The organism is Acidobacteriota bacterium, assembly GCA_022340665.1.
Lineage (GTDB): Bacteria > Acidobacteriota > Thermoanaerobaculia > Thermoanaerobaculales > Sulfomarinibacteraceae > Sulfomarinibacter.
In genome coordinates, this window is record JAJDNM010000048.1 from 1 (window position 1) to 24,717 (window position 24,717).

The window sequence follows — 24,717 nt, forward strand, 5'->3', positions numbered from 1 at the left end:
GCGGCGCACGCCATCCGCAGTCCCCTCACCCTGGCCACCAGCTATCTCGAGATTCTCAACACCGATCTTCGCGAGGGGCTCAGTGAGGAGCAGGCGTCATTCCTCTCGATAGCCTGCGAAAACTCGGCGAAGCTCCATCGGCTGTTGGACGAAATCGTCGATCTGGCAGCGCTCGAAATCGGAACCGCTCGAGTCGAGAACGCGCCGGCTGACCTCGGCCAGGTCGTCACCTCGGTGATTGCGGATCTCCAGCCAACAGCCGAGCAACAGGGGTTGTCATTCCGAGCTGAGGTGGCATCCGACATGCCTCGGGTTTCCATCGATGCCGCTCGGCTCCAAGACTCTCTTCGACGGCTGATCGAGAACGCCCTTCGCTTCACGCCGGAGGGCGGATCGATTGTGTTCGAGGCCCGCGAAGAGCCCGGTCAGGTCGTGATCGTGATCCGTGACACGGGTTGCGGGATACCGACCGGCCGGATCAAAGAGGCCCTGCGGCCGTTCGCCCAACTTCACAGAGAACCGGGGGAGAACCGCGACGGCTTCGGCCTCGGTCTGCCCCTGAGCAAGCGGCAGATCGAAGCCTTCGGAGGGACCTTCGTCCTGAAGAGCGAGGTCGATGTAGGCACGACAGTCAGGGTGACAATTCCTGCTTCCGATTGAATTCCTCCAACGACCAAAGAAAACCTTGGGTGGCGCAATACCGGCACCAACCTGCGTGCAGTACAGGGCAGCAAGAACCCGAGTCGAGAGGGCTTTCACTTGCATCTCCCCGGGGATTGGTGTGTGATCGAAGATCCATGGAGACGACTGCATTCTTCACTCGACACCTTCAGGACTACCTTGACGAGCTGAAGGCTCTGACCGAGATCGAAACGCCCACCGGTAATCTCGATCATCTTGAACGGGCGGCACTCTTTTTGACCAAATGCTTTGCACCGTTCGGGACAATGGAACGTTGTGATCTCCAGGATCACGGTCCTCTTCTCCGCCTGCGGCGAGAAGGCGTCGCCAACCGAGTGTTGCTGCTCGCACATTTCGACACGGTCTGGCCAATCGGATCGTGGAACAGCCTCTGGAAGACCGATCGTCATCGCGTGAGCGGCCCAGGCGTCTTCGATATGAAGGGCGGGTTGCTCTTCGCTCTCTGGCTGCTGCGCTATCTCGATGCCTATGGCCGACCCCATCCCGAGATAGAGGTGCTGATGAATCCCGATGAGGAGGCCGGCTCACCCGGATCTCGCCCCTACATCGAAGAAGCGGCCCGCCGCGCCGATTTCGTCCTGGTGCTCGAACCGTGCAACCTCGACGGCAGTCTCAAAATTGCGAGAAAAGGATCCGGCGAGTACGTGGCAACGATTCGAGGACGATCGAGCCACCAAGGGGCCGCACCCGAGCGTGGCATCAACGCGGTAGTCGAAGCGTCGCACCAGGTTCTCCGCCTGATGGAGTTACAGGACCCGGCCGCCGGCACGACAATCGGGCCAAACGTCATTTCGGGCGGACACTCGGCCAACACCGTCCCCGACCTGGCAGAAATCCGGATTGACGTACGAGCCTGGACCGAGAGCGAGGTCCGACGAATCGACACCGCCATCCGTCGTCTCGCGCCGGTGGATCCGGGCGCCACCATCAACGTCTTCGGCAGCTGGAATCGTCCGCCGATGGAGCCGTCTCAGGAGTCCGAGCGGCTCTTCCAACGGGCGCGCAAGATCGGCCGCGCCCTCGGGCTCTCGATTGATGCGATTCAGTGGGGAGGGTCGTCGGACGCAAACCTCGCAGCCGCGGTCGGAGCACCCACTATCGACGGGTTCGGACCTGCCGGAGAGGGTGCACACCAGATGGACGAATCCATCGTGATCGGTGACGTGCCGCAGCGCCTGGCCCTTCTCACCGAGCTCGTTCTGTCTCTCGTCCATCCGCCCGGGGAATGAACGCGCCCTTCAATCAACACGCTCGGTTGCCGTCGATCACATAAACATGTGACCTACCTCACATATGCGACGTGGCCGAGGTCGCTCGTCGGTGTCGAACGGCATGACTCCGGACGTCACTTTCACGGTGCGCACTGACGTTCAGCGGCACACGGACCCGAGATGTTCATTGTGGCGTCTATTCTCTCGCTGGTGATTCATCGCGTCGCGCTATTCTTGAATGCCTTCCGGCCATTGCATGAAGGTGCCGGTGTCGATCACGATATCGTCAGTGAAATAACTGATTGGACCGCGGGTCCACGGGGTGTCCGGACTTCGGTTCATGCCGTAAGAGACCAGCGTGTACGCGCGTCCGTCGCTTTGGTACATGAACGGTTCATCCCAACCATCGAGAGGATCCATGTTGCCGCGATAGATCGCAATGTGGTCGCGAATCTCTTCGACGTCGACCCACGACGGAGCCAGCGGGAACTCGGTGAAGTCCTGCTGGTACATGCTGACCGCTGCGGCGATTGCCCGCGCGCTGCTGACTGTTCGCGCCTGCCGTGCCCTCTGGACTGCGTTGACGAGATTCGGAATTGCGATGACCGCGATCAAGCCGATGATGGCGACGACAATCAACAACTCGATGAGTGAGAACCCCCGTGATTTCAAGTGAGGTCGACCGTCCATGGCCTGTGTCCCGAGCAATTCGTGTGCCAGATTTCGAATTTCGCGTGAATTCGACCCTTGCCGGCCGGTCTCTTCGGTGCTAGAGTCGGCCCGCCCGGGCGGGCATAACTCAGCTGGTAGAGTGTCAGCTTCCCAAGCTGAACGTCGCGGGTTCGAGTCCCGTTGCCCGCTCCAACCGAACCCTCTTCGACAAGGATTGACTCATGGGTATTTTCGGACACGACGAATCCACACCCGAACAAAAGGCAACACGGCCGGCCGAAAAGTCGGTAAAGGTCCCCAAGCCAGCTTCGAGCTCGGAGCCGACCCTGGTTGCGAGGTCGACGGTTCTGGACGGGCGCATCTCTGGGTCAGCCGAGATCATCGTCAACGGCACCGTCAAGGGAACCATCGATGTGAGTGGAACCGTCACCGTCGCCGAGCACGGCCGCGTGGAAGCGGCAGTCCATGGGCGTTTGGTCACCGTCGCAGGTTCGGTAACGGGCGACATCACAGCCAAAGAGAAAATTTCGCTCGAATCGTCCGCCAGGATCGAAGGAAACCTGACCGCACCCCGGATCCTGATCAACGACGGCGCCGCGTTCAAGGGCAAGGTCAACATGCAGGATTCGCACAGTCCGCCACAGGTGCGCACCTCGAGCGCACGCAAGATCCAGGACGAGTCTCCAAAAGTCTGACAAAGTGCAGCGCCAAGGGGCGAAGAGCCCCATCAATATGCGCTTTGAAGCTGGATCACGACTCTACGGTGCTTGACAGCTCGACAGCTGTCACGCCGTTCGACCCATCGTCTTTCAGAAAGGGCCTGTATCGTTCGCGGTAGATGCCGGCCAGGGTCACGAAGGCGGTCATCGTCAACGGACCGAGAAGGAGCCCGACCGGACCGAACACAACCGCGCCACCGATGAGGGACAGAAAGACGAGCAGAGTATGCATCTGCGCCCTTCTACCCACCAGGTTGGGTTTCAGCCAGTATTCGGCGACAGCCCCGACCGACGCAAGAACGATAAAAAGCACCATGGCCCGCGTCGTTTCACCGGCGAGCAGAAGGAAGATCGTGAACGGAATGTAAACCAGGGATATCCCGATGACCGGAATGAATGCCACCACCGCCATGACGACGCCCCAGAGCACGGGGCCCTGAATCCCGAGACCGAGGAACAGGAACGCTCCGACGGTGCCCTGGATGATCGCAGCCACGCCGTTTCCCACTACCAGGGATGACGCCATGTCCATGAAACGGTGGGCCACGAGGCGTTGCTCGTCGACCGGTAGCGGCGAGGTCTCTTCGATCCAGGTTCGGAACTTGCGGCCATCTACCAGCAGGTAGTAAAGCACGATCACCCAGAACACGAATCCGAACACGAATCGGACCAGGCTCTTCGCCAGAGACACTCCCGATTTGTAGAAGAACCCGCCAATTCGGACTCCCAGGGTGGCAAGAAGCTCGTAGACGCGTTCGATCGTGAGGTTGACGCCAAATGGTTCGAGGACGAGGTTGACCTTGTCGATCGCCTCCTGCCGTTGCTCGAGCATGGTCAGGAGACGCCCTTCGGTCAGCTGGGTGGTGCTCATTTCGTACAGATTCAGCGCCTCCTGCGACACCTCCTGGGCAATCAGGTAGAGGGGCACCAAAAGAAGCGCGAGCAGAATGACGCAGATCAGAACCGCCGCCGTTTTCCGGTGACCGTTGAGGGCCTCGACAAGGCGCCGATAGGACGGGCGAATCAATCCCGCCGCCACGACCGCCAGCAGGATGACCGAGAAAAACGGTGCCAGCACCATCAGCACCACGACGGCGCACACCCCGAGCGCGAAGAGGAGACCGACCCAGGCCGCGCGCTGCGGCGGTTCCGGTGCCCTTACGGCCGACTCGACGTCGACTTCCGGTGGGTCCGCCGCCATCATGCCCGCCTGTCCACCAGGTAGTGCGCCAACTCTTCGACAAAGGCGTCGACGTCGGCCGCAGCGGTCGTACGATCAACCTCGAACTCCTCGATGATGCGCTGCACGAGCGCGTCGTGATCGTCGACGCCTTCGCGCAGGGCTTCAATCAGGCACATCCCGGTCTCGTTGAGGGAATAGACACGAAGCGAATCGATATCGAGGAGGACACCGCTGTGGTCCGCCAGCCGGGTCTGCGAGACGGCATCGGAGGACAGCAGCCGAGAAAGGTCGACAACTCGCCTCATCGCGGAACGGTCCCTCGCCGACTCGTCACAACGGCTCGGCCGGCGCCAGCCTGCCTATTGATTCGACAGACAACCGATTCTCCCGTCTCTCCCACCGTCATACCTCTTCCATTCGTTGCGAAAAAGGTACCGTGAGAACCCGAGTATAACCCTCCCGCGCCAGGGCGCCATCATGACCGACCGGGCGCCCGTCGACCGTCACCCACGCGTGTCCGTCCAACGGGAGCTCTTCGTCTCCTGGGCGGAATCCGATACACAGCTCGACCTCGCCACCCCCGCGCAGCATGCCACCGAGCACGAGCGAACGGACGAGGCAGGTGTCGATCCCGCCGAACCAACGACGCCATAACGCCACTGCTCGTCGGGACGCCAGATCGAGACGGCCGATCGGTTGGTCTCTGACTTCCCCGGTCGTGCCTGTGATGACGCTGACGACTTCCGGTACCGGGAGTCTTTTCACCTTCTCGGCGTGCCTGGCAATTGCGAGGGCTCGCAGGAAGAGCGCGATGTCTACCGGGTCAAACGCCGTGGCAACCTCCTGATGTCCGCCGGTTCGAATTGCGCCCTCTTCGGCGCCGTCTCACGGCGTCACCACGAGCAACATTTCCTCCGGAACGAGGTAGGTGCGCACAGCCTTCTGAACCTCCTCGGGCGTCACCGCCGCGTAGGCGGCATCATCGACCGCCAGCGGGGAGCCCGGTCCCTCGAAAAGAGCACGCCCGACACGGTACGCCCGTGATGCAGCCGAGAGTCCCCTCAGCATTCGCGTCCGCCTCGCACGGGCGTTGAGCCGTTCGAGATCGGGCGCAGCAAGTGGATCGGTACCGAGTTCGCCGACCAGCGAGTTCAGCAGCTCGACCACGCGCTCTGTATTTTCCGGGCGCGTGCCCACGGTTGCCGAAAGGATCCATGCCCCCCCCGGGACCGAGCGAACCCCGGCACCGAGACGGTAGGCCAGTCCCTCACGTTCCCGAATCACCGCCGTCATGCGATCGGAGAGGGCGTCCATCGCCACCAACATCGCCGGCCGGTCCTCGGCTGCAACCTCTGCCAGACGCCCCCAAAGAACCGTCACCTGAGGGGCATCGCCGATTTCCACCTTCGGTGCCTCGTCAGCCGGACGCGGGGCTGGATACGGCCCACGGCTGGGAATAGCCGCCGGTCCACCCGAGAAAGCTCCCTCCACGATCTCGAGGGTTTCCTCTGCCGTCCGGGGAGAGGCGACGGTGATCACCAGGCGGTCAGGGGAAAAATATTCCTGCGACCATGCCGCCAGGCTGTCGCCACCATCCTCCCTGGTGATGGGGGGCGTGCCCTGCGGTCCTGAAACCGGCCGCGCCAAGGGATGATCAGCGCCCAGTATCGTCGCAAACAACAACCGTTGCGCATTTTCGGAGCCCCTATTGTCTGCTTCCCGGGCCGAAAGATGTCCATCGATCGCCGATCGCCATCCGTCGTCATCCCACGCCGGGGCGCGGATCATTTCTGCCAGCATCGTGAGAGCCAGGGTAAAGCTTCGTGCAGGGCCCTCGATCCGGACATATGAGAAATCCGGAACGTGGTAACGATTGTCGAACGGGATCGCCGGCGAGTCGGCGGTTTTGACGTCGATGCCCGCACGCTCGAACCGGCGCTCGAGCTCTCTGGCGCCACTGAGTACTGTTCCACCCGTGAGCAGACGGTGGAGCAAATCAGCCGCTCCGGCGTTCTCTTCGGGCTCGCGGAGGGTACGATCCGCCACCAGGAGGTGGATACCGAATACCTCACTGCCGGTCTCCGGGAGAATGCCGACCACGACGCCGTTGGCCAGTGTTGTGGTCAGGCTTCCGAGCGGTCCTTCTTCAAATCCAGTCGACGCTTTTCGCTGGGCAGTCTCCACCGGAGCCGGGAGCGGCACCCTGCCTTCGGGGCCTCCGTCCCCGAGCCAGGACGCCCTGGTTCGCGGACCGGCCTGAGCGAGCAGGTCGCCCGCCGCAGATCGCACTTCCATCGGAGTCACCTGCGAAGGGGCCACCGACTCGGCCAGGTCGCCCCGGCCGGATGCCAGGGCCTCGCCGTAGAACACCGCCGCGTAGTGCAGGCGCTGATCGTTGAGCGCACGTTCCCCAGCCCACACCTGCTGGATGGCCGAGACCTGGGCGTCACCGGGTCCTGCGGCCGCCGAGCCCAGAGCGCCGAGAGTGCGGGAGAGCAGGGCCTCGGGCTTGACTCCGGTCGCCGCCTCGATCCGAATCTCCACGAGATCTCGGGGCACCCGAGGCAGACGAACGACCGATATGTCTCGAACCCACTCCGAGCCCAGGGCCGAGGCGAGCGGCCCGTCTGCGCTTTCCAGCCAACGGGAGACGACCTCGATCGCGGTGGCCGATTCCGCGAGGGCATCCGGAGCTGCGACAACCACCGAAAGCGTGCCACCACCCGGTCCATGTTGCGCTCCGGGCATCCCGTGTCCCATACCCATCGAAGGCATGCCCGCGGGCGCCTCGGCCGGTTTCGGCGCAGGTACCGCTGCCCACTGGCCCCAGCCGGGCCAGTCGAGTGAATCGGACCGTTCCGGGCGCGGCGGACCGGCAGCGAGCGCGTTGAACGGTGTCAAAACGTCGTCCAGGCCATCGAGGGCCAGGTCTCCGGTAACCAGCAGCCGGTACCCGGACGGTGCGTAGTGGGCCTTCCAGTAGCGAATCACCTCGTCTCGGGTCGTGGCACCAACCGAATCGATGGTCCCGCCGACCGGGTGCTCGAGCGGCGTGGCACTCCACTGCACGCTCCGCAGCCGTTCCTCCTTGAGGCCATTGGGCGAGGCGTGATCCTTCGCGAGCTCCTCGAGGATGACTTTCTTCTCCTTTTCGTAGACTGCCGCCCCGATGGTGGATCGGGTCAGCATACCGGCTATCAGCTCAGCTGCCGCGACTGCGTCCTCTCGAGGGACCAGTGCGAAAAAGACTGTCGCCTGCTCCCGAGTGAATGCATTCATGTACGCGGACAGCCGTTCGAATGCCTCGGTCACACCCCGCTCGTCGAGATCGTCAAAACCGTCGAAGAGGAGGTGCTCGAGATAGTGCGATAGGCCTCCCATCTCGCTCGGTTCGTCCTGCGAACCGGCAGGAACGGCAACCGTGATCAGGACCGTTCCGGAGCCCGGACGTGGCAAAATCAAGGCTTTGGCACCCGACGGCAGAACCCGCTCGACCGGACCCTGCGACAGGGCTTCTTCAGTGTTACCGGCGGATGGCGTCACGGCCATGCCAGCACAGACGAAGCCCGCCAGGATGAGGTAAGACGACACACGACGCAATATTGAAGAGAGCATGGCGCGGATTGTAACCCACCTCGCGCCCAGCCACCCTCCCGGCCCGACGGCTCGACGGCTCGACGGCTCGACGGCGAACGGATCTGGCTTGGCGTCGTCAGTGTCAAGGCCGGTTGGCGTTCAGCCGCACGGATGTGGATGGTTAGATGCGCGGAACCCGTTTGGCCGTATAGCCGTCTGTGGGCGGTCCGGAGTGCTACCATCTGCGCGTGGCAAGTCTCAAGAGGCTGTTGGGTTATATGCGCCCTTACCTCGGCCAGATGATCGCAGCAGCAATCATGTTGGCCATCGCAGGCGCCCTGATGAGCCTGGCGGTCGCAACCCTCAAACCCATCGTCAACGACGTCCTTCTCGCCACGCCGGCTTCGACTGCCGCGACGTCAACCGTCGACGAAGAGACGGACCTCCTGGACGACATGATCGATAGGCTACCGATCGAAGAAGCATCCGCCTGGCTGCGTGACAGGCCGCTGGTCAAGGTGCCGATTCTGCTGGTTGTGATCTTCTTCATCCGGGGTATCCTGCTCTATCTCGGGGAATACCTGACCAGGAAGACGGGGTCAGCGGTGATTCGCGACCTGCGAGGGGACCTCCACGAATCACTCGTCTATCAGTCACCCAGCTTCTACCGTACCCATCAAACGGGCGAGGTGCTGTCCCGTTTGCTCAATGACATGCACCTCATCAAGCTGATGTCGACGCTGGTGTTGGCCGATGCCTTTCGCGTCGGCGCCATGGCGCCCGCGATGCTCGCCCTCGTCCTCATCTACGACTGGCGAATGACGGTGATGGCCCTGATCGTCTTGCCGCTCATGGGATATCCCGTCATGCGCCTCGGCAGACGCCTGCGCAAGGCGGCAACCCGCTCTCAGGAGGAGACTGCAACAGCTGCCAATCAGCTCAAGGAATCGGTCACCGGCGCCAAAATCATCCAGGCGTTTTCGATGGAAGAGATAGCCATCGAGCGCTTCCACGAAACTCTCGCGCGCCTGTTCAAAGTCGATCTTCAGGCGAGCCGAGCGGCATCCGCCTCGGGGCCGATCGTCGAGCTCGTCGGAGCAATCGCAGGTGGCGTCCTCTTCTTCCTCGCGGGGAAAGGCATAGCCTCCGGCTCCGTCGATCCCGGCAACTTCGTGGTCGTTCTCGGTGGTCTCACATTCCTCTTCATGTCTGCCCGGCGGCTCAACCAGATCAATGTCCAGGTGCAGCAGGCCCTTTCGGCCGCGGACAGAATCTTCGCCATGATTGACTGGCCGCTGGAGATCCAGGATCTCCCGGGTGCGCGGGAGCTCGAGGTCGAACCCAAGGACATCCACTTCGACAATGTCGTCTACTCGTATCCGGACTCGAACGAACCGGCGATCAAAGGCGTCGACCTCCACCTGAGGCGCGGCGAGATGGTCGCCCTGGTCGGGCCGTCGGGCGGCGGCAAGACGACCCTGGCGAACCTGATGCTCCGCTTTGCCGACCCGACATCGGGTAGCGTCAAAATGCATGGCGCCGACCTCCGCGACCTGACGATCGCCTCAGTCCGGGGCAACATCGGCCTCGTGACCCAGGAGACGATCCTGTTCGACGACACGGTCCGGCTTAATATCGCCTCCGGCCGAGAAGAGGCATCGCTCGAGGATGTCCGGAAGGCCGCCGTTGCGGCCCAGGCGGACAAGTTCGTGAGCGAGCTGCCGGACGGTTACGAAACAATGCTCGGCGAAGGTGGGGCCAGGCTTTCAATGGGCCAGCGCCAACGCCTGACGATTGCGCGCGCCATCTACAAAGACCCGGCTTTTCTGGTGTTCGATGAAGCGACCTCAGCCCTGGATGCGGAGTCCGAGGACAAGGTGCAACAGGCGATGAACGTTCTCATGGAAGGACGTGGCAGTCTGGTGATCGCTCACCGATTGGCGACCATCCGCGAGGCGGATCGGATCATCGTCCTGGCCGATGGCCGGATCGTCGAAGAGGGAAACCACCAGACCCTGATGGATCGAGACGGGCTCTACGCCCACCTCCACAGGCTCCAGTTCCAAACCTGAACCGATCGTGTCGCCGAATTGGCTAAGCCAACGCCTTCCATAGCAGGAATGCCGTGACTCCGAGAAGACCGATCACCATCCAGTACTCGCGGTTGCGCGTCATTCGCGCGGCCGACCAACTCGCCGGCGTGTAGTCCTGGTACGGACGAAAGGTCGGAAATAGCGCCGGAACGGCCTCGAAGTAACGGTCGTATGCCTCTCCATGCTCCTCGCGCAGGCGCGCCGGCTCGACCCTTTCCTTGCGCCGCATGTAGACGCCCAGGAACCACGCCCAACCCACGACCAGGGCCACCAGGCTCAGGTGGTGTGGGAGGTTGACCATGATGATGAGGCCAGTGAGGATCAGGAACCGGCCGAGGTAGAGCGGATTGCGGGTATAGCGGTAGGGTCCGGCCGTCATCAGCTCCTTGGTCTTCAGCAGCAGCCCCGAGGACCAGAAACGCACGCTCTCTCCCAGGAACACGAAAATGAAGCCGATCGCAACACTGAGCACGGTCGGTTGCGAGTAGTAGATCAACGCCAGAACGACGAGGAACAGCGCCACCAGGCGCAGTATGCCGAGGAACCTGTTGTACTCACCTTCGCTCATGGACGTCTCCCAACCCTTTGATCGTCCGGCAGGATAGCGCACAAACCCTGGATTGTGTATCTCTCACCGCTTTCCGCGCAGCCGGTTCAAAACGTCCTTCACCTTTCGGCCACGCCTGTGCCAGGCGGCAGCGGCCGTGCTCACCGAGGCCACGGCGGCATCCACATCACCGCCGGTGAATCTCGCACGCATGCGTGCCAGGTTCACTCGGTCCGACTCGCGGAATCGCTCGAAGAGACGCCTCCTGATCGGTCCGGGCTTTTCTCCCAGGACCCAGGCAGTGGCGAGATCGACGATGTACAGCGACTCGTCGTCACCTAGCAGCACGTCGCGGTGGTGAAGATCAGCCAGGGCCACGCCCCGATCATGGATCTCATCCACCGCCTCACTCAGTCGTTCGAAAATGCTCTCATCGACAACGTCACCGACTCGCTCGCGCAACGGCTCAGCCTCGACCCACCGTGTTGCCAGAACGTGCGGTCCCAGGCGCCCAAGAAACTCGGGCAACGCTGACGCTCCTCGCGCGGCTTCGTAGGCCGCCGATTCACGTCGAATCAGCCATCGGCCGAGCGTATTGCGAAGGAGGAATCCCCTCGGGGCATAGGTCTTGACCGTCACCCTTTCGCCATCGAGATCGAAGAAACGAACGTCCGCCTTGGTTCCGTTGCGTCCCCTGATTTCCCGCACCGGGCTTCGGCCTTCCAGCCGTCCGGGGTTGAATGATACCCGGTCTCCGGCGTGTGAAATAATGTGGGTCATGGTGAGAGTGTAATCGATGCCATCCGGGAAAGCCCCCACTCCGAACGTCCCGGCCAGATCCACCCTCGACCAGGCGCCAAAGGAGTTCTTGACCGACGGTGCGCCGTTCAAGGCCGACGTCATGGTCGTCGACGCGGGAGACGGGCCCATGATCGTCAAGGACTTCGCCCGGCGATCGTGGTGGCGGCGTCTGATCGGCCGTCTCGAGATCAATCGCGAGTCTCGGGCGTACGCCTACGCCGGCCCCCGTCCGTGGTTCCCGACGTTCATCGGCCGGATCGATGATCACGCCCTCGCGGTGGAAAAGGTTGACGGGGTCTCACTGAGGTTCGCCGAAGACATCGACGAACGGCGGGACAATTACCTCGGCCAGCTCCGCACGGCGATGGAACGGATGACCGACATCGGCTTCCTCCACCTCGACGCTCGCGCGTACAGAAACGTTCTTCTTCGACCCGACGGCCGCGTGGTTTTCATCGATTTGGCGGGATCCTTTTGGATCCCCCCGGGCCGACCGGGGCACCGTCTGCTGAAACGCTTCATCGAGCTCTACTACGAAGCCAATATCATCAAGTGGGAGACGATACTCGCCCCCGGCGGTGATCCGCGCCTCGGCCAACCGAAGCCGCCGCGGTATGTTCACGGGATCGTGGATCTTTGGCGTGCCCGCAAGAGGCTGCGAAACCGACCTGCCACCGGCCGCCCTTCCGGGAGGCAATGACCAGCTTATCGGGAGTTCGGCGAACTCCGGGGGGAGCCGGATAGCGCCCGGGAATCAGCCGTCGATTTCCTCGCCCACGTCGTCCGCATTTGGCGGTGTCACTGTCCGTGGTCCGCCGGAAAGGCTTTTCGGCGCTGCCAGCTCGCGCTTTGTGTGTTCGGTCACCTTCAGTGATTCCAGCTTCTGACCCATCGGCAGGATGCGACGTTCGAAGGAACCAACCGCTGCGTTGAAGGCATCGACCGCGGTTTTGAGCCCCCGGCCGGCACGCGCGAGATCGTCGCCGAATTTCGCTGCACGGTCGTAGAGCTGACCGGCGACCTCGCCGATCTCGCGCGCGTTTTCGGCAAGTGCCAGATGCTGGTGGTAGATCGCGACCGTTCGCAAGAGGGCGACCAGGGTTGTCGGGGTCGCCAGGAGAACCCTCGATCCGATCGCCTCGACCTGGAGGTCCGGATCTTCGCTGAATGCCGCGGCGAGGAATGGATCACCGGGGAGGAACAGGACGACGAGATCGACGTCGCCTTCGAGGTTGGCCGCGTAATCGCGGGCGGCCAGGCTCTTGATGTGATTTCGGACGGCCTGGACGTGTTCTCTCAGACCCGCCTGTCGCCCTTCCTCATCAGAGGCTTCAACCGCCTTGAGGTAGCCGGACAAGGGAACCTTCGAATCGACCGCGATGAATCGACCTTCAGGAAGCCGTACCACCATGTCGGGCCGTTTCCCGTCATCGGTCGTGGTCTGCTCTGTGAAGTCGCAGTGCTCGGTCATCCCGGCAAGCTCTGCGATGTTGCGCAGGGCGAGTTCGCCCCAGCGGCCACGAACCTGCGTTCCACGCAGGGCGGTGTCGAGCGAGGTCGTCTTGTCCTGAAGGGTCGCGGTCGCGCTCTGGAGCTGGCTCAGATGCTCCTTGAGCCCATCGTACGCGCCACGCCGCTCCTTTTCGATCTCGGCAGTTTTGGCATCGAGGTTCTTGAGGGTGTCCTTGAGAGGCGCCAACATCGCCTCGATGGCCTGCCGGCGTTTCTCGAGATCGGCGGCGGACTGCTCCCGCGTCGTCTTCCACCGCTGCTCCGCCAGCTCGAGGAACTGTTTCGAGCTACCCTCCAAAGCCGCTGCCGACAGTGCCTTGAAGGTGTCTTCGAACTCCTTGCGCGACGATGTTATGAAAGCCTTTTGCTCTTCCAGGCGCTCTTGCACGGTCTTGACCTGCACCTCGGCGGCCGAGACCTGACGGTCGAGCTCGTTCTTTGCTTCCCGAAGCGTGGCGAGCTCACGCTCCAGGGCGCTCCTGCTCTGAGCCTCGTGGTCCGCGCGGGCGGCCTCGGCGGAGATCTTTTTCTCGAGGTGGGTCTCTACCTGCGCGTGCGCCAAACGCGATCGGGTGGTGGCGACAATCCATGCGACGATGCCCCCCACCACCAGGGCAGCTGCGAGCGCTACACCGAAGACGACCGGCGACAATGTCACCAGGTGACCCCCACGAAATCGATGGAATTGGCCGTCGCCATGTTCTTCGATCCTAGCTCGCATTATTCATGAGGTCTAGTCGCGAGGGTGGCGAGCAAGCGCCGCTGGGTATGGTGCATCGCCGGCCGCAGCAGAGACTTCATGGATAATGCGGGCTAGAGACCGAGGTAGATGATCGAGAGGCCGGCGGCGGCGATGACACATCCCGCGATGACGTGCGACCACTGCTCCAGCGGGCCCAGCTTCAACATGTTCAGGCCCTTCAGGCCGAGAAGCGTTGCTCCCACCATCGATACCAACGTCGCCACCCCGAACACCACCGCGGTGAGGAGTGCCACGTCCCAGCGTCCCTGGCTCGCCGGCAGGGCGAAGAGCGGAATCAGGGGCTCGCACGGGCCAAGGACAAAAATGATGAAGAGTGTCCAGAAGGTCGTAGTGGCACCGATCTTCTGGTGTTCGTGGCCGTGAGGGCTCAGACCGTGGCTGTGGATGTGAACCTCGTCCCCGTGTACATGGGCCTCGATCCCCTTGCGCTTGCGCAGGGCGTGGCGCAGACCCCAAAGAGCGTAGGCCACACCGAACGCTACCAGCGCCCATGCCGCCAGCGGCCCACGGCCGGACTCAACCGAATCGATCTGGCCGATGGCGAGCCCGAAGGCTATACCGAGGCTGCCGAGAATCACGGACGACCCGATATGACCGAGACCGCAGATCGAGGTGACGGCCACCGTGCGGAATCGTGACCAATCCCGGGCTTTTGCGAGCATGATGAACGGAAGGTAGTGATCCGGTCCGAGCAACGTGTGGACGACGCCGACCCCGAAGGCGGCCGCCAGAAGGCTGGGCGAGATTTGACTGAACTCCATCAGCAGATCCTTGGCAGATCGAGACCGGAAAGCAGGTCAAGGGGCCGCTCTCCACCGACCCGTGTCTTCATCACAACTGGCGGGGCTCCACTGGTCGCTTCTTCCATCCACCCTATGATCGCAGATTCCGCACCCAATGGGTGCGACCGCAGGGCTTCGAGCGCCTTTTCCGCGTCACCCGCCGCGACCCACGCCAGCGCCCGGCCTTCGCAGGCAAGGGCGAGCGGGTCGAGGCCCAGGAGGTCGCAGACCCCGGCCACCTCCCTGCGCACCGGCAGCGCCTCCTCCCGGAGCACCACCTTGGCGCCACACCTGTCGGCGACCTCGTGGCACACGGTCACCACGCCGCCACGGGTCGGATCGTGTAACGCCTTGACCGCCGATTCGCTCCCCAGTAACGTCTCGACCATGTCGGCCAGAGGCGCGCAGTCAGACCTCAGGCCCGGAGCCGACAGCTGGTGGCGGTGGGCCAACACGGTCGCCCCGTGATCACCGATCGGCCCCGACACGAGGACGGCGTCCCCCGGCTCGATATGCGCGTCCGACAAATCCCGGCCCGGTGGGACCACCCCGAGGCCGGCAGTGACCGCGAAGAGCCCATCGCCCTTTCCCCGCGGCACGACCTTGGTGTCTCCGGCCACGACTGTTACTCCAGCGGCCTCCGCAGCGCCAGCAGCGCCGCGCACGCAGGTCTCGAGGAGGTCGCCGTCGGCCCCCTCTTCGAGAATCAACGCCCAGGTCAGCCACAACGGCCGCGCTCCGCACATCGCGAGATCGTTGACGGTGCCGCAAATGCTGAGGTAGCCCAGATCGCCGCCAGAGAACACCGGCGGATCCACCACGAACGCGTCGGTCGAGAGCGCCGGCCGCCCGGGCGGCATTTCCGGCAGAACGGCAGCATCCGTCAGCGTCTCGAGATGTGGATTTCGGAGGGCCGGCAGAAAGAGCTCCTCGACCAGCCTGCGGGTCAGGCGGCCACCGCCACCGTGCGCCAGCAGGACCTTCTCGGGGCCCTTCATGGACCGGCTTCCTCGGCCCACCGTTCGTGGCGGTACCACGCCGCACAGGTTCCCTCCGACGACACCATGCAGGCGCCGACCGGGGTGTCTGGATCACAGCCGGAATCGAAGAGCGGGCACTCCGGGGGGTCGATCACCCCCCGTAGGACCTCTCCGCAGCGACAACCGACCGGTTCGGCCGGCTCCGAAACCGCCACCTCGATCAGAGCCGCGTTCCGATGATCGAACTCGGACCGCAGGCCGAGCCCCGACCCCGGCACGACGCCGAAACCGCGCCACGTTTCGTCGGACGGCTCGAAGAAGCAGTCGACGAGCTCGCGCGCCCTGAGGTTGCCTTCCGCCGTCACCACCCGTCCGTAAACGTTGCCGATCTCGGCCCGCCCCTCGACCGCCTGACGAACCAGGGCCAACACCCCCTGGACAACGTCGGTCGGCATGAAACCGGCCACCACGCCGGACACATCGAAATCCTCGGCCAGGAACTCGAAGAGCTTCCAGCCGGTAATGACCGAGACGTGGCCCGGCAAAAGGAAGCCGTCGACATCGAGCTCCGGATCGTCGACCAGCACCCGCATCACCTGGGGCATGGTCTTGTTGCCGGGCAACAGCAGGAAGTTCGGGACACCCTCCTCCTCGGCCTCGGAGAGCGCCCCGGCGATCGTCGGGGTGGTCGTTTCGAACCCGACGGCCAGGAAGATCACCCGTTGATCCGGATGCGCTCGCGCCAAATCGAGCGCATCGCGCGGGGAGTACACGATTTCGACGCTCGCACCTTCGGCTCGCGCTCGCTCCAGGCTGACCGTGCTCGACGGCACTCTCATGAGATCCCCGAACGTGCAAACGATGGTTTCGGGGAGCGATGCGAGAGCCAGCGCTCGATCGAGGTAGTCGACCGGGGTCACACACACCGGGCATCCGGGACCCGAGATCAACCGAACCTTGTCGGGCATCAGGCGCCGCAAACCGGCGCCCGCGACGCTGTGGGTGTGGGTGCCGCAGACCTCCATCAGAGTCACGCCGCGATCGAGCTTCGCCGCCTCCCGGCGAAGCTCATCCAGGATCCCGGCCATCGCTGCCGGGTCCTTATAGAGATTGGAGCTCATAGCTCCGCCATGGCGTCGGAGTACTCGCGGAGCATTTCGAGGGTCTTCGCCGCCTCGTCGGCATCCACCTGGCCGATCGCGAACCCCGCGTGAACGAGAACGTAGTCTCCAACCTCGGCTTCCGGCACGTACATTACCGAAATCCGCCGCTGCACGCCGTCGATTTCGGCCACACCCTCGAACTCGTTCCGCTCGACCAACACCATCGGAATGGCGAGACACATCGCTAATCCCTCCATCGCTCTCCACGGCGGTCACGGAAGTGATCGCCAGAAGCTTCGCGCCCTTTATCCTACCGAAGCCGATCGACTTCGTCTTTCGGAGTTCGGAGTTCAGAGTAGAGAGTTGAGAGTTCCGCCACCCACCCCTCGCGGCAAAGAGGAAGGGGGACAACTCTCAACTCTCGACTCTAAACCCTTCACTTCCTGCTTTTTACCTGTTGAAATCTCTCGCTTGTTTGAGTCGGCTTCACCCCACGCGCGGCAGCAACTGCGGCGATCACCGCCTGCCCGTACGACAGGCCACCGTCCCCGGGTGGGACGTTTCGCGGAAGCAGAACCTCGAATCCCCGCGCTTCCAGATCCCGGGAAAGCGTTCGACAGAGAATGCGATTCACCGCACAGCCACCTCCGAGGGCAACGATTCCACGTCGTTCGCCGGCCACTCGCTCGGTGAGCTCCGCGGCGAGGCGACTGAAGGTGTTGTGGAAGCCGGCGGCAATCGTGGACGATGGTTCTCCTTCCGCCGCGCGACGTGCCGTTTCAACCAGCAATCTGGATGACGGAATGACCGGAATTCCTTCCCGTTCTTCGATGGTGACATCGTTCCAGATCTCCGGGTCGCCGCTCTGCCGCGACGCCAGCGCTTCGAGCCGCGCCGCGGCCTCCCCCTCCCACCGGTTGACCTCGCCGACGCCAAGGAGAGCACCCGCCGCTTCGAAGACCCTGCCGGCGCCGGACGCCAGCGGCCATTGCCGATTCGAAGCGAGCCGTATCATCGTCGTCAGGTGATCCTTTTCGATCTGCGCCGTCATCGGTGTCGACTCGATCATCCGCTCTTCACCGGCACCCGCCAGGGCCGCGACAGCCACTCGCCACGGTTCGCGCACCGCCGCCTCTCCGCCGATCAGGGGCAGAGGATCGAGGTGGCCCGGCCGGCTCCACCGGAGCTCACCGTCGAGTAACAGCCACTCGCCGCCCCAGGCGGTGCCGTCTGGCCCCCACCCGGTGCCATCGAGAGCGATTCCGAGGCAGGCATCACCGACGTCGGGGAAGCGTTCATGCTCGGCCAGTACAGCCGCCACGTGGGCGACATGGTGCTGCACCGGCAGCACATCCACCCCACATCTGTCAGCGATTTCTCTTGCCATCCAGGAACTCGGATAGTCGGGGTGTGCGTCGGCGACCACCGCTTCGGGCTCGACCTCGAGGAATTCGAGCAGGCCCTCGAGCACCTCGGCCAGGAACTCACGCGCCGGAACCGAGTCGAGGTCTCCCACGTGCTGCGAGAGAAAGGCCTGATCGGACTGGGCGACGCACCCGGTCACCTGCAAATGTCCGCCGGTCGCTACGATCACCGACGGCGACGAAACCGGCAACGGCAGAGGCTCGGGCACCCAGCCGCGGGCTCGACGCACGAGCCTCGGGCCCCGGTCCGAGGTCCGCACCACCGAATCGTCGAGGCGCCGCACGACATCGCGGTCGTGCAGGAGGAAACAGTCTGCGATACCAGCGAGGCCCTCGATGGCTTCGCGATTCCCACGCCTCAGCGGCTCCTCCGACAAGTTTCCGGAGGTCATCACCAGTGGCGGCATTTTCGGGTCTCTCAGGAGCTCGACGTGGAGAGGCGTGGTCGGCAGCATGACACCCAGATCCTCGAGCCCCGGTGCCACTTCAACAGACACTGCCGATTCACCTCGCCGCGGGGCGAGCACGATGGGCGCCCTGGGCGATTCGAGCAGCTCCCTGGCGGCATCGTCCAGTACCACCGTCTGCTCGGCTACTTCGAGGCTTCGCACCATGACCGCGAACGGTTTACCGAAGCGTTTCTTCCGCCGCCGAAGCCGGTTCACCGCCTCCGTGGAATCGGCGCGACAGGCGAGCTGAAAACCGCCCAGACCCTTGACTGCCACGATTCGCCCGTCCAGTAGCGCCTCGCGGGCCCTCGCGATCGGATCCTCGGCACCCTCGATCTGCTGACCACACTCGTCGGCAATCCAGAGTCGAGGGCCGCAGATCGGGCAGGCCACCGGTTCGGCGTGAAAGCGCCGGTCACCCGGGTCGGTGTACTCCTTCTCACAACCGGTGCACAAAGGGAAGCAGGCCATCGAAGTCCGCTCCCGGTCGTACGGTAGCGAGCGAATCAGCGTGAACCTCGGTCCGCAGTTGGTGCAGGTGGTGAACGGGTATCGATATCGGCGGTCCTCGGGGTCCTCCATTTCTCGTCGACAGTCACTGCAGAGGACGGCATCCGGTGGTACCAGTGCTCCTTCTCTCTGCCCCAGGGTTGAGGTGCGAACCTCGAAATCTGCTTCACCGAGGGGCTCGATCTCGTCTCGTTCGACCCTGTCGAGCCTGGCCAGCGGCGGCAGCTCTGTCGGCACACGGTCGAAGAACGCCTCGACGACCTCCGCCGGGCCTTCGATCTCGGCGGTCGCCCCCTGTGGATCGTTGATCACCCAGCCGGAAAGGCCGAGGGAGCTCGCGATGCGGTGAATCACCGGCCGGAAGCCGACGCCCTGGACGGTGCCGCGCCACCTTATCTGTACCCGGATTGGTGCGGCCTTCTTCACCCGCGCGCTTGCCTCTTGGCCGCGAGACGGGCACGAAGCAGCTCGAGCCATCCGTCCAGCCCATCGCCCGCGAGCGACGACGTGACGAGAACAGTGCCTTTGGGGTTGAGGCTGCTGATCTGGGATCTCACCGAAGCCAGGTCGAACGGCACGTGCGGCAGCAGATCCGACTTGGTGATCACCGCCACCTCTGCGCGGGCGAAAATGGCCGGATACTTGACGGGCTTGTCGTCCCCCTCGGCCACCGACAGAAGGACGACCTTGAAGTCTTCACCGAGGTCGTAGGTGGTCGGGCAGATGAGGTTGCCGACGTTCTCTATGAACAGGATGTCGACCTCCGGGAAATCCGCATCCTCGATTCCGGTTTCAATCTGGCGCGCATCCAGATGGCAACCGCCACCGGTGAGGATCTGATGGGCCGGAACGCCGAGGGCTCGGATGCGGTCGGCGTCGTTCTCGGTGGCGACGTCACCCTCGATCACCGCTGTCGTGAGCTCGCCGTCGAGCGCTCGAACGGTCGCCTCGAGCAGGGTCGTCTTGCCCGACCCCGGTGAGGAGATTAGGTTGGCCACCAGGGTCCCCGAGTCGGAAAACCTGGCCCTCAGCTCCTCGGCACGTTGCTCGTTCGCTGCGAGGGCGCGACGTTTGACGGTTACCACCTTTTTCATTGCGAGATCCTCTCGTGATTCCCGGATTGTCAACCCGCGGCATCAGCGGCTTCGAAGCTGAGATCGATGACATCGAGCTCGTCGCCTCCGCAGACCTCGAGCGGCATGCCGCAGTCAGGGCACAAACGCATCCAGGATCCGGTTGCACGGTCCTTGGATTCGCCGCAGGTGGCACAGCGCTGGTCGGCAGGACACCACTCGATCACCAGCTGCGCACCGGAATCGGCTCCGCCCTCGATCACGGCCTCCCAGGCGTAGGCGAGGAGATCGGGCTCAACGGCCGACAGCTCTCCGACGGCGACGCGGGCCTGCTGCAGCCGTCCGCCACCGTGCGCATCGATCGTTTGGCGGCAGGTCTTGTAGACCTCGATGGCAATTCCCATCTCGTGCACCGAGTGATTATAGCCGCCCGCCCGCCCGCGTGAGTTTTGAGTTCTGAGTTTTGAGTTTCGAGCTCCCTGTAACCCCCCATTTCTTTTGCGGGTGGGTGATAACTCAGAACTCAGAATTCATAACTCAAAACTTTCGTCGCATCACCATCTGATATCCGGTGGCTTGTGTACAATGCCCGCGTTCATGGACTTACCTCGTCTCATCATCACGGGCGCTTCCGGGTTCATCGGCCGTCAACTCCTCGACTACTTCAAGGATGACTTCGAGATCGTCGGCCTGGCCCGCCGATCTCAGTCCCGCTGCGGTGCACCCGTACACAAGAACATCTCGTGGCACCAGGTCGATATCGCAGATCGTGACGCTCTCGCCACAACGTTCCATGACATCCGGAAATCCGGCGGTGCCAATTACGTCTTCCACCTCGCCGCACACTACGATTTCACGGGAGAGAAGCACCCCGAGTACTGGCGCACCAACGTCGAAGGGATGCGCAACGTTCTCGAAGAGTGCCGGGACCTCGATTTGGAGCGCCTGGTCTTCAGCTCATCGGTCGCGGTATCCAGCTTCCCTGAAAAGGGCGAATTCCTCACCGAGGACAGCCCGCCAGACGGCGACCACGTCTATGCGGTCACGAAGCGGATGGGCGAGGAGATGTTGGCCGAGTTCGACGACGTTCCGTCCTGCATCATCCGCCTCGCAGCCCTCTTCTCGGACTGGTGTGAGTATGCTCCCCTCTACATCTTCCTCGAGACCTGGCTTTCAAACGTCTGGAACAGCCACATCATCGGCGGCAAAGGGACCACGGCGATTCCCTATATGCACGTCCGTGAAATGGGTCCATTCATGAGAAAGCTGCTCGAGCTCGGTGACGCTATCGGCCAGCGAGAGATCTTCATCGCCAGCCCCAGCGAAACCCTCTCCCACAAGACGCTCTTCGATCTCGCCAACATCGATTTTCACGGCCAACGGCAACGGCCGATCTTCATGCCGAAAACTCTTGCGAGAATCGGCGTCTGGGGTCGGGACCTTCTCGGGCGTGTGCTCGGAAATCGGCCGTTCGAGCGGCCATGGATGATCAACTTCCTCGACACCGATCTCGCGGTCGACGCCAGCAATACGTACGAGAAGCTGGGGTGGCGCCCGAGAAAACGGCTCCTCCTACAACGGCGGATGCCATTCATGGTGGAGCATCGCAAGGTCAGCCCGAATGAGTGGCACCGCCTCAACCGCGCGGCGATGAAGGAAGTCCACCTCCGGCCGAACCTTCGCATCAACTGGCTCCTCGAAAAGCACCTCGACGAGATCTGCACGCAGTTCCTCGACCAGATTTTGTCGCCGGGTTCCGCAACCCATTTCCCCTCCTACCAGAACGTCGCACGCGACGTCCTCGAGTGGCGGTTCATGATTCTCCTTCGCCACCTGCAAAGCTCGATCCGCACCGGCGACCGGGGCCTCTTCACAACCTACTGCCGTGACCTCGCCGAGAAGCGCCTGATGCAGGGCTTCGGTGTCCGCGAGGTGATCGGAGCCCTGTTGACGGTCAGCGCCCTGTGCGTCGACACCCTCCTCTCAGACCCGGATGGAGAGGATCTCGCCGGGCCGATCCACGACTACCTGCGGATGACCGTGCAATTCGGCTGCGACCAGATCCTCGAGATCTACGAGGAGGTCGGTGGCGAGGAGCTCGAAGAAGAGTTTTGAGTTTTCAGTTTGAGTTCGGATCGGTCGCAGGCATTCCTGCCAAACGTTGGAACGTTCAACGTTGAACGTTCAACGTCCTACGGCGCGGTGGACGAGGTAGGCGGTAAGCGCCATGGCCCCGTCGGCGAAGCCCGAGAACCAGACTGACCACGGCGTTTCGGCCAGGAACGATCCGCCGAGAAGAAACACGAAGGCGATCGATTTCGCGACCAGAAGCAGCACGATCGTCCTCGACCGTGAATACTCGATGATGTAGCCGGTCGCCAGCACGAAGTGAAAAGCACCGGCCTGCCAGATGAAGAAGATCGGGTCGGCGCCTGGCCAGCCGGCGAACCGTATTGCCCAATCGCCCGCAAACATCAGCATCAAACCGATAATGAAGCTGTGGAGTGAAATGAGATAGATGAGAATCCGTTCGTGCGTCTCGGTCAGCTGCATTGACATCACTCCCACCAGATATCGGGTTGGGCCGGCGGATCGCGTCGCGCCGGCGCGCTGTCCAACCGTTCCAATTCTTCAACCACCGTTTCGATGACCTGCTGCACTGAGGATCGAACCGGATCGGTCAGCCTGGTGCCCTGCTCCGTACTTCCGGGCACGACACCGATCAGAAGGATCTCCTCCGGGTTGCTGTCCGCAAACTCCGTCGCCATCATGGCCTCGCGAAGCCCCGGCTCGTGAGGGCTCATACGAGAGGGCGGCGGCTTGGCGACAATTTCCCGATCGCGCAGCAACTTCAAGGTCCCCGCCGGCTCGTCTCCCTTGATCGTGTCGAGCACGATCACCATTCGGGCGTCGGCGAGATAGGGCGTGAAGTCGAGCCCGGGTGTGCCGAGATCCAATACCTCGACTCCCTGAGGAAACTCGTACTGTGCCTCGAGGACCTTGATGGCGTACGGACCCAGACCGTCGTCTGTGCAGAGCACGTTGCCGACTCCGAGGATGCGGATGGGCTTCGAATCATCCATCGGGGGATTGTGCCAGAGACGGCGCCGGAAAGACAGCATTGCCGCAGATCGCGAAGAAATTTCGGATTTCGGATTTCGAATTTCAGATTTCCGCCCACTCACCCTGTGATTATCGAATCATTCTCAGGAAAATTCGAAATTCGAAATTTCAATTTCGAAATATGAAAAAGGCCGGGAGCGTGGCTCCCGGCCGATAGTTGACGTTTCAATTTCGAATTCAGAATTCAGAATTCAAAATTCTCAAAGCACCCTGACCTTCGACACCTCATTCCCATCCGGATCGTGGGTATGGATGGCGCAGGCCAAGCACGGGTCGAAGGAGTGGATCGTCCGCAGCACCTCGAGCGGGCGCTCGGGATCGGCGATCGGGTTGCCGACCAGGGAGGCCTCGTAGGGTCCCATCTGGTCCGCGCCGTCACGCGGCCCGGCGTTCCAGGTCGAGGGCACCACGCACTGGTAGTTCTTGATCTTGCCGTTGTCGATCACGCACCAGTGGGACAGCGTTCCGCGAGGCGCCTCGTGGAAGCCGAATCCCTGGATCTCGCCCGCCGGGAACTCGAACGGGGTAAAGATGTCGGTGTCTCCGGACGCGATGTTGTTGACCAACGCTTCCCAGTGTGCCAGCGCCTGATGGGCGATGACCCGGCAACGAATCATCCGCGCCGCGTGGCGACCCAGAGTCGAGTGCAGGACCGCCGGCGTCAGGTTTGCGCGCGCGATTTTGCCCGCGGTTTTCAGCGTCTCGGTGGCGAACTGGGTTGTGAGCTCGTCGCCGGCGGCCAGTGCACCCAGTACCTGTGCGAGCGGCCCGACCTGCATCGGCTTGCTCTCGAAGCGTGGTGCCTTGACGAACGAGTAGGCGCCATCGGGGTCGAAATCGGTGTAGGCGGGGACGGTGTCCTCCTCCCACGGGTGCTTCTGCCAGTCGCCGTCGTACCAGGAGTGGGCGATTGATTCGGCAACGTTGTCGCGGAACAGCGGGTCATTGAACGAAGTGATCTCTCTGAAGGATCCGAGATCACCATTCATGATCACCCCGCCCGGCATCTGGAACTCGGTCCCCTCCGGATTGAGCGGCATGTCGGGCACCGAAAGATAGTTGGTGACGCCCGCACCGTAGCTGAGCCACGGCGCATACATTGCGCCGACCGCACAGATGTCCGGGAAGTAAACCTGGTCGACGAAGGTCTTGACCTCCTCGAGCATACCCTTGATCTGGTAGAGCTGGGCCATGTTCAGCGTCGCTTCGTTATCGAGATTGATCGCGTTGGCGACACCACCGACCGCGAGGTTCTGGATATTCGGCGTCTTGGAGCCGAGCACGGCCACGACCTTGTTGGCAGTCTTCTGGGCCTCGAGCGCTTGCAGATAGTGCGCCACTGCGAGCAGGTTCACGTCCGGCGGCAGGTCCATCGCCGGGTGGCCCCAGTAGCCGTTGGTGAAAATGCCGAGCTGGCCCTTGGAGACGAAGTCGGCGACCTTCTCCTTGACCGCGGTGAGCGTCTTGACGTCGTTCCCGGGCCACGGGGACAGA

The 24,717-nt window shown here is 63.0% G+C and carries 24 protein-coding genes and 1 tRNA gene; 7 read left to right on the forward strand and 18 right to left on the reverse strand.

The features are described from left to right. The coding region (locus LJE93_06625; GenBank protein MCG6948574.1) for a HAMP domain-containing histidine kinase at positions 1-660 on the forward strand (660 nt) is incomplete at its 5' end. Positions 661-797: 137 nt separating this feature from the next. Beyond that, the gene (locus LJE93_06630; protein ID MCG6948575.1) at positions 798-1,931 is read left to right on the forward strand and encodes a M20 family metallopeptidase; all 1,134 of its coding nucleotides are present in this window, start codon (positions 798-800) and stop codon (positions 1,929-1,931) included. 210 nt (positions 1,932-2,141) lie between these two features. On the opposite strand, the gene LJE93_06635 is transcribed toward LJE93_06630, so the two are convergent. Continuing rightward, on the reverse strand, positions 2,142-2,603 hold the full coding sequence (locus LJE93_06635; GenBank protein ID MCG6948576.1) for a prepilin-type N-terminal cleavage/methylation domain-containing protein: 462 nt from the start codon (positions 2,601-2,603) through the stop codon (positions 2,142-2,144). 98 nt (positions 2,604-2,701) lie between these two features. Between LJE93_06635 and LJE93_06640 the strand changes: the two genes are divergently transcribed. Continuing rightward, positions 2,702-2,777: transfer RNA gene (locus tag LJE93_06640), tRNA-Gly, on the forward strand. Between the two features lie 29 nt (positions 2,778-2,806). Then, entirely contained in the window at positions 2,807-3,280 is a 474-nt protein-coding gene (locus tag LJE93_06645; protein ID MCG6948577.1) for a polymer-forming cytoskeletal protein, read from the forward strand. 55 nt (positions 3,281-3,335) lie between these two features. On the opposite strand, the gene LJE93_06650 is transcribed toward LJE93_06645, so the two are convergent. The 4 genes from LJE93_06650 to LJE93_06665 form a co-directional block, all read right to left on the reverse strand. Beyond that, on the reverse strand, positions 3,336-4,508 hold the full coding sequence (locus LJE93_06650) for an AI-2E family transporter (protein MCG6948578.1): 1,173 nt from the start codon (positions 4,506-4,508) through the stop codon (positions 3,336-3,338). Beyond that, the gene (locus LJE93_06655) at positions 4,505-4,792 is read right to left on the reverse strand and encodes a PqqD family protein (protein ID MCG6948579.1); all 288 of its coding nucleotides are present in this window, start codon (positions 4,790-4,792) and stop codon (positions 4,505-4,507) included. The genes LJE93_06650 and LJE93_06655 overlap by 4 nt, the downstream gene beginning before the upstream one ends. Before the next feature lie 97 nt (positions 4,793-4,889). Then, positions 4,890-5,252 carry a lasso peptide biosynthesis B2 protein gene (locus tag LJE93_06660; GenBank protein MCG6948580.1) on the reverse strand — a complete coding sequence of 121 codons (363 nt, stop codon included), beginning with the start codon at positions 5,250-5,252 and terminating at the stop codon, positions 4,890-4,892. A gap of 120 nt (positions 5,253-5,372) precedes the next feature. Further along, on the reverse strand, positions 5,373-8,102 hold the full coding sequence (locus tag LJE93_06665; protein ID MCG6948581.1) for an insulinase family protein: 2,730 nt from the start codon (positions 8,100-8,102) through the stop codon (positions 5,373-5,375). A 209-nt stretch (positions 8,103-8,311) separates the two neighbouring features. Between LJE93_06665 and LJE93_06670 the strand changes: the two genes are divergently transcribed. Beyond that, entirely contained in the window at positions 8,312-10,135 is a 1,824-nt protein-coding gene (locus tag LJE93_06670) for an ABC transporter ATP-binding protein/permease (GenBank protein ID MCG6948582.1), read from the forward strand. A 22-nt stretch (positions 10,136-10,157) separates the two neighbouring features. Here the strand turns inward: LJE93_06670 and LJE93_06675 are convergent, their stop codons facing one another. Together LJE93_06675 and LJE93_06680 are read right to left on the reverse strand one after the other, a co-directional pair. Then, the gene (locus LJE93_06675; GenBank protein ID MCG6948583.1) at positions 10,158-10,724 is read right to left on the reverse strand and encodes an isoprenylcysteine carboxylmethyltransferase family protein; all 567 of its coding nucleotides are present in this window, start codon (positions 10,722-10,724) and stop codon (positions 10,158-10,160) included. A gap of 63 nt (positions 10,725-10,787) precedes the next feature. Further along, complete coding sequence (locus LJE93_06680; GenBank protein MCG6948584.1) at positions 10,788-11,483, reverse strand: hypothetical protein; 696 nt, start codon at positions 11,481-11,483, stop codon at positions 10,788-10,790. Positions 11,484-11,499: 16 nt separating this feature from the next. On the opposite strand from LJE93_06680, the gene LJE93_06685 reads away from it, so the two are divergent. Then, complete coding sequence (locus LJE93_06685; protein MCG6948585.1) at positions 11,500-12,204, forward strand: hypothetical protein; 705 nt, start codon at positions 11,500-11,502, stop codon at positions 12,202-12,204. A 54-nt stretch (positions 12,205-12,258) separates the two neighbouring features. On the opposite strand, the gene rmuC is transcribed toward LJE93_06685, so the two are convergent. From rmuC to LJE93_06725, 8 genes are all read right to left on the reverse strand, one after another. Next, positions 12,259-13,674 carry a DNA recombination protein RmuC gene (gene rmuC / locus LJE93_06690; protein MCG6948586.1) on the reverse strand — a complete coding sequence of 472 codons (1,416 nt, stop codon included), beginning with the start codon at positions 13,672-13,674 and terminating at the stop codon, positions 12,259-12,261. Positions 13,675-13,829: 155 nt separating this feature from the next. Beyond that, complete coding sequence (locus LJE93_06695; protein MCG6948587.1) at positions 13,830-14,540, reverse strand: hypothetical protein; 711 nt, start codon at positions 14,538-14,540, stop codon at positions 13,830-13,832. Further along, on the reverse strand, positions 14,540-15,559 hold the full coding sequence (gene hypE / locus LJE93_06700; protein ID MCG6948588.1) for a hydrogenase expression/formation protein HypE: 1,020 nt from the start codon (positions 15,557-15,559) through the stop codon (positions 14,540-14,542). Before hypE ends, LJE93_06695 begins: the two co-directional genes overlap by 1 nt. Then, complete coding sequence (hypD, locus tag LJE93_06705; GenBank protein MCG6948589.1) at positions 15,556-16,662, reverse strand: hydrogenase formation protein HypD; 1,107 nt, start codon at positions 16,660-16,662, stop codon at positions 15,556-15,558. The genes hypE and hypD overlap by 4 nt, the downstream gene beginning before the upstream one ends. Beyond that, the gene (locus tag LJE93_06710; GenBank protein MCG6948590.1) at positions 16,659-16,886 is read right to left on the reverse strand and encodes a HypC/HybG/HupF family hydrogenase formation chaperone; all 228 of its coding nucleotides are present in this window, start codon (positions 16,884-16,886) and stop codon (positions 16,659-16,661) included. The genes hypD and LJE93_06710 overlap by 4 nt, the downstream gene beginning before the upstream one ends. Positions 16,887-17,080: 194 nt before the next feature. Beyond that, positions 17,081-19,453 carry a carbamoyltransferase HypF gene (hypF, locus tag LJE93_06715; protein MCG6948591.1) on the reverse strand — a complete coding sequence of 791 codons (2,373 nt, stop codon included), beginning with the start codon at positions 19,451-19,453 and terminating at the stop codon, positions 17,081-17,083. Then, positions 19,450-20,121, reverse strand: a complete 672-nt coding sequence (gene hypB, locus LJE93_06720; protein ID MCG6948592.1) for a hydrogenase nickel incorporation protein HypB — start codon at positions 20,119-20,121, stop codon at positions 19,450-19,452. The genes hypF and hypB overlap by 4 nt, the downstream gene beginning before the upstream one ends. Before the next feature lie 29 nt (positions 20,122-20,150). Continuing rightward, complete coding sequence (locus LJE93_06725; GenBank protein ID MCG6948593.1) at positions 20,151-20,504, reverse strand: hydrogenase maturation nickel metallochaperone HypA; 354 nt, start codon at positions 20,502-20,504, stop codon at positions 20,151-20,153. Between the two features lie 193 nt (positions 20,505-20,697). On the opposite strand from LJE93_06725, the gene LJE93_06730 reads away from it, so the two are divergent. Continuing rightward, positions 20,698-22,215: an NAD(P)-dependent oxidoreductase gene (locus LJE93_06730; protein ID MCG6948594.1), complete on the forward strand. Its 1,518-nt coding sequence runs from the start codon at positions 20,698-20,700 to the stop codon at positions 22,213-22,215. 69 nt (positions 22,216-22,284) lie between these two features. On the opposite strand, the gene LJE93_06735 is transcribed toward LJE93_06730, so the two are convergent. From LJE93_06735 to LJE93_06745, 3 genes are all read right to left on the reverse strand, one after another. Next, a complete protein-coding gene (locus LJE93_06735) occupies positions 22,285-22,653 on the reverse strand; it encodes a hypothetical protein (GenBank protein MCG6948595.1) in 369 nt (122 codons plus the stop codon). Positions 22,654-22,658: 5 nt separating this feature from the next. Beyond that, positions 22,659-23,183 carry a hydrogenase maturation protease gene (locus LJE93_06740; GenBank protein ID MCG6948596.1) on the reverse strand — a complete coding sequence of 175 codons (525 nt, stop codon included), beginning with the start codon at positions 23,181-23,183 and terminating at the stop codon, positions 22,659-22,661. A gap of 240 nt (positions 23,184-23,423) precedes the next feature. Beyond that, positions 23,424-24,717: nickel-dependent hydrogenase large subunit (locus LJE93_06745; GenBank protein MCG6948597.1), on the reverse strand; the 1,294-nt coding region annotated here is incomplete at its 5' end.

Coding starts and splice junctions, on each gene's coding strand:
- LJE93_06735 (MCG6948595.1), bottom strand. CDS start 22,653: ATGCAGCTGACCGAGACGCACGAACGGATTCTCATCTATCTCATTTCA.
- LJE93_06685 (MCG6948585.1), top strand. CDS start 11,500: ATGCCATCCGGGAAAGCCCCCACTCCGAACGTCCCGGCCAGATCCACC.
- hypB (MCG6948592.1), bottom strand. CDS start 20,121: ATGAAAAAGGTGGTAACCGTCAAACGTCGCGCCCTCGCAGCGAACGAG.
- LJE93_06655 (MCG6948579.1), bottom strand. CDS start 4,792: ATGAGGCGAGTTGTCGACCTTTCTCGGCTGCTGTCCTCCGATGCCGTC.
- LJE93_06725 (MCG6948593.1), bottom strand. CDS start 20,504: ATGGGAATTGCCATCGAGGTCTACAAGACCTGCCGCCAAACGATCGAT.
- LJE93_06665 (MCG6948581.1), bottom strand. CDS start 8,102: ATGCTCTCTTCAATATTGCGTCGTGTGTCGTCTTACCTCATCCTGGCG.
- hypD (MCG6948589.1), bottom strand. CDS start 16,662: ATGAGCTCCAATCTCTATAAGGACCCGGCAGCGATGGCCGGGATCCTG.
- LJE93_06680 (MCG6948584.1), bottom strand. CDS start 11,483: ATGACCCACATTATTTCACACGCCGGAGACCGGGTATCATTCAACCCC.
- LJE93_06650 (MCG6948578.1), bottom strand. CDS start 4,508: ATGATGGCGGCGGACCCACCGGAAGTCGACGTCGAGTCGGCCGTAAGG.
- LJE93_06630 (MCG6948575.1), top strand. CDS start 798: ATGGAGACGACTGCATTCTTCACTCGACACCTTCAGGACTACCTTGAC.
- LJE93_06730 (MCG6948594.1), top strand. CDS start 20,698: ATGGACTTACCTCGTCTCATCATCACGGGCGCTTCCGGGTTCATCGGC.
- LJE93_06635 (MCG6948576.1), bottom strand. CDS start 2,603: ATGGACGGTCGACCTCACTTGAAATCACGGGGGTTCTCACTCATCGAG.
- LJE93_06740 (MCG6948596.1), bottom strand. CDS start 23,183: ATGGATGATTCGAAGCCCATCCGCATCCTCGGAGTCGGCAACGTGCTC.
- LJE93_06645 (MCG6948577.1), top strand. CDS start 2,807: ATGGGTATTTTCGGACACGACGAATCCACACCCGAACAAAAGGCAACA.
- LJE93_06675 (MCG6948583.1), bottom strand. CDS start 10,724: ATGAGCGAAGGTGAGTACAACAGGTTCCTCGGCATACTGCGCCTGGTG.
- LJE93_06710 (MCG6948590.1), bottom strand. CDS start 16,886: ATGTGTCTCGCCATTCCGATGGTGTTGGTCGAGCGGAACGAGTTCGAG.
- hypE (MCG6948588.1), bottom strand. CDS start 15,559: ATGAAGGGCCCCGAGAAGGTCCTGCTGGCGCACGGTGGCGGTGGCCGC.
- LJE93_06695 (MCG6948587.1), bottom strand. CDS start 14,540: ATGGAGTTCAGTCAAATCTCGCCCAGCCTTCTGGCGGCCGCCTTCGGG.